Raw genomic sequence first — 3,514 nt, 5'->3', positions numbered from 1 at the left:
GTGCCGCGCGCGGCGACGACGAGCCGGGCGGCGAGCGGGCCGACGGCGGCGAGTCCGTCGAGGTCGATGCCCGAGCGGTGCACCTCGGTGCCGACGCGTGCGGCGAACCAGGCGCCGAGCGACTCGGCGGTGACGTCGTCCTGCTCGAGCACCTCGACGGCTCCGCGAGCGGCGAGCGCCTCGGCCCGCAGCCGCTGCTCCTGCCTGCGGTGCGCGCGCGGCACGACCAGCGAGGGGGCGGTGGTGCTCATCACCTCGCACACCGTGTTGTAGCCGCCCATGCTCACCACGGCGGAGGCGCGGCGCAGCAGTGCGAGCGCATCCGGCACCGAGCGGACGACCGTGGTCGAGGGCCCGGCGGCGGCCCGGATCGCACGGCGGTGCTCGGCGGGCATCTGCGGCCCGGTGACGACGACGTGCCGGTAGCCCGCGGGGACCTCGGCCGCGACGGCCGCCTCGGCGATCGCGCGGCCGTCCGATCCGCCGCCGACGGTGGTGAGGACGAAGGGCTCCTCGACGACGGAGTGACCGGCGCCGAGCCGTCCGTTCGCGAGGAAGCCGGTGTGCGCGACGAGGTCGTGCAGCCCGGGCGGGATCTCTCCCGTGGCCGTCGGGTCGTGCACCGTCGGGTCGCCGTAGACCCAGACGGCGTCGTAGAGCTCGCGGACGGCCGCCGCCCCGCCGATCGCCCTCCACTCGGCCGAGGTCGCGGAGCGGCGGTCGAGCACGTCGCGCAGCCCGAGCACGACGACCGCGGAGGGGTTCGCCGCGCGGACCGCCCGCAGCGCCGGCTCGAGCTCGCCGTGCACGCCGAACGCGTGCCGGTCGACGACCACCATGTCGGGCGCGAACGCTGCGAGCCCGGCCTGGACGACTCCTCCGCGCAGGCTCGTGAGGGTGCGCAGCTCGACGTCGAGGTGGCGCGAGCGGTAGCCCTGATCGCCGGTGGTGACCCCGGGCAGCGCCAGCCAGTCCCAGCCGTCGGGGGCGGCGAACGCGGTGGCGGAGGACTGCCCCGTGATCAGCAGCCCCGTCACCTCCTCGCCGAGCAGCTCGGGCAGCGCGGTGTTCAGGGCATGCGCGAGTGCGACGTTGCGCCGGACGTGGCCGAGCCCCACGGAGTCGTGCGAGTACAGGGCGATGCGGATGACCATGGCGTTCCCCTCGGAGCGGCGATCGCGTCCCGGGGGACACGGCGGATCCTCGACCCGTGCCCTCAGCCTCCCGAGGGGGCGTAAGGCCGGTGTGAGACGAGGATGAGAGGCGTCTCATCTGCGGCCCGCACCGCGGGAACACTTCGAGGCGCTCGCGCGTTGCACGCTGCATGCCTTCGACGAGCAGCAGCATCACCGCCCCCTCCCGCGCCTCGATCGACACCACGGAGTCGGCCCGCGCCGGCTGGGAGTCGTGGCTCGCCCGCCGCGCCGAGCGCGTCACCGGCCCCCGCGGCGACCTCGCCCTGGTCGAGACCCGCTGGCTCGAGCCGGGCGAGAGCGTCGACGACGAGGCGGCGCTCGCCGGCTACGGCCCCACCGCCACCCTCACCCGGATGCGCCGGCCGAGCCTCGACACCGGCGAGGAGGAGTACGGCTACCGCGTGTGGGACGCCGCCTCGGAGGGCATCCGCTCCTTCGACGCGATCGAGACGTTCCCGTTCGACGCCGCCTGGGTGCTCGAGGCCTGGTTCGAGCCGGTCGACGAGGACCGCACGATCCCGTTCGAGCACCTCCGCGACAACGGCGCCACGCGCGAGCTCGTGGTCCCGGGCGACATCACCTTCTCGCTCGTCGACGACGGCAGCGCCCACGAGTACACCGTGGCGGCCTTCGACGACGGAGGCACGCTGCTCGTCCCCTTCGGCGACCCGACGAACCGCTCGGACGACCCGGAGCTCGCGAGCTACCCCGTGGGCCGCTTTCTCGTGGTGCAGCGCCTGGGCGGCGCGGCCGACGCCGGCACGCCGGGGCCCGTGCTCCTGGACTTCAACCGCGCCTACATCCCGCCGTGCGGCTTCTCGCCGCACTACAACTGCCCGCTCCCCCCGGCGCAGAACCGCCTCGGCGTCCCGGTGACCGCCGGCGAGCGCCGCGTGCTGCGCGCCGCAGCGGCGTGAGCGGCGCCCGCGGAGCCGATCGCTCCCGCGCATGATCCGCTTCGGGCGCCGCGGAGCGTTCTGGGTGTCGACCCTGGTCCTCGCGCTCTGCCTGTGGTCCAGCGGTGCACCGTCGGTGCTCTATCCGAGCTACGCGGCCCGGTGGGATCTCGCGCCCGTCGTCGTCACGTCGGTCTTCGCGGCCTACCCCGCAGCCCTTCTGCTGAGCCTGCTCGTCGTCGGCGACCTCTCGGACGTGATCGGCCGCCGTCGCACGATGCTGCTCGGAGTCGCGCTCATCGCGGTCTCGGCGGTCGCGTTCTCGCTGGCGAGCGGAGTCGCGCTGCTCTACGTCGGCCGCGCCCTGCAGGGCGTGGGCACCGCGCTCGCGCTCAGTGCGGCGAGCGCCTCCCTCGTCGACGACAACGTCTCCTCGAACCCCCGGCTGCCCTCGTCGCTCACGACGGTGTCGACCGCCACCGGGCTGACCCTCTCGCTCCTGCTCTCGGGCGCCCTGGCGCAGTACGCGCCGCTGCCCCTGCAGCTGAGCTACTGGGTCCTCGCGCTGGTGGGCGTGCTGGCGCTCGTGCTCCTCGCGCTCACCCGCGACGACCGGCCCGACGGGTCGCGACGCTGGCGGCCCCGGCTCCCCCACGTCCCCGCGGGGCTGCGCGGGGCCTACGCCGGGGCGACCCTCGCCGTCTCGGTGGCCTACGCCACCGGGGCGCTCGTGCTCTCGCTCGGCGCGCAGATGGCCCGCGAGCTGACCGGCGCGACCGATCTGCTCGTCATCGGCTCCGCTCTCGCCCTGTCCGCGATCGTCATCGGGATCACCGCGCTCGCGATCCAGCGGGTCCCCGCTCACACGGCGATCATCACCGGGGCGGTCACCGCCATCGGCGGCCTCGGGCTGATGGAGGGGGCCGCGGCGAGCGGATCCTTCGCCCTCTTCCTGGCCTTCAGCGTGGTCAGCGGGGTCGGCTACTCGCTGAGCTTCTCGGGCGGGCTCGCGCTCGTGGGGCAGGCGGCCCCCGCCGAGCACCGGGGATCGATGATCTCGGCCGTGTACCTCGTGAGCTACCTCGGCCAGGCGGTCGTCGCGATCGCCGCCGGTGCCCTGGCGACGTCCCTGGGCCTCGAGCTCGCCCTCGACCTCGTCGCTCCGGTCGTCGCGGTGCTCTGCGTCGCGGCCGGAGTCGTCGCCCTGGTCGACCTGCGGCGCCGTCGGGTCGCCTCGCGGCTCGCCAGCGCCTAGGGCTGCGGAGCCCTCAGCGCCCGGTCAGCACCGACCGGCGGGCGACCAGCTCGTCGAGCAGCACCCGCTCGTCCACGGCTCCCGTGCGCCCGCCGCGCCCCGCCACCTGCTGCTGGCGCAGGTGCGCCAGGCGCGTCGCCGTGCGGAGGGGCGCCGGACGGCGATGC

3 protein-coding genes are annotated in these 3,514 nt (G+C 75.2%); 2 read left to right on the top strand and 1 reads right to left on the bottom strand.

Translation table 11 applies throughout. The annotated features are described in order from the left end of the window. Positions 1-1,154 (bottom strand): glycosyltransferase family protein (locus tag NB037_RS18905; protein WP_251948516.1); only part of this gene is annotated, 1,154 nt, incomplete at its 3' end. Positions 1,155-1,324: 170 nt separating this feature from the next. On the opposite strand from NB037_RS18905, the gene NB037_RS18900 reads away from it, so the two are divergent. Continuing rightward, positions 1,325-2,113 carry a DUF1684 domain-containing protein gene (locus NB037_RS18900; protein ID WP_251948513.1) on the top strand — a complete coding sequence of 263 codons (789 nt, stop codon included), beginning with the start codon at positions 1,325-1,327 and terminating at the stop codon, positions 2,111-2,113. A gap of 31 nt (positions 2,114-2,144) precedes the next feature. Beyond that, the gene (locus NB037_RS18895) at positions 2,145-3,347 is read left to right on the top strand and encodes an MFS transporter (RefSeq protein WP_251948511.1); all 1,203 of its coding nucleotides are present in this window, start codon (positions 2,145-2,147) and stop codon (positions 3,345-3,347) included. Positions 3,348-3,514: the final 167 nt, after the last annotated feature.

The organism is Rathayibacter rubneri (assembly GCF_023743255.1).
Classification (GTDB): domain Bacteria; phylum Actinomycetota; class Actinomycetes; order Actinomycetales; family Microbacteriaceae; genus Rathayibacter; species Rathayibacter rubneri.
Note: the sequence above shows the minus strand (reverse complement) of the source record. Positions and strands in the feature narration are given on the sequence as shown.

Coding starts and splice junctions, on each gene's coding strand:
- NB037_RS18900 (WP_251948513.1), top strand. CDS start 1,325: ATGCCTTCGACGAGCAGCAGCATCACCGCCCCCTCCCGCGCCTCGATC.
- NB037_RS18895 (WP_251948511.1), top strand. CDS start 2,145: ATGATCCGCTTCGGGCGCCGCGGAGCGTTCTGGGTGTCGACCCTGGTC.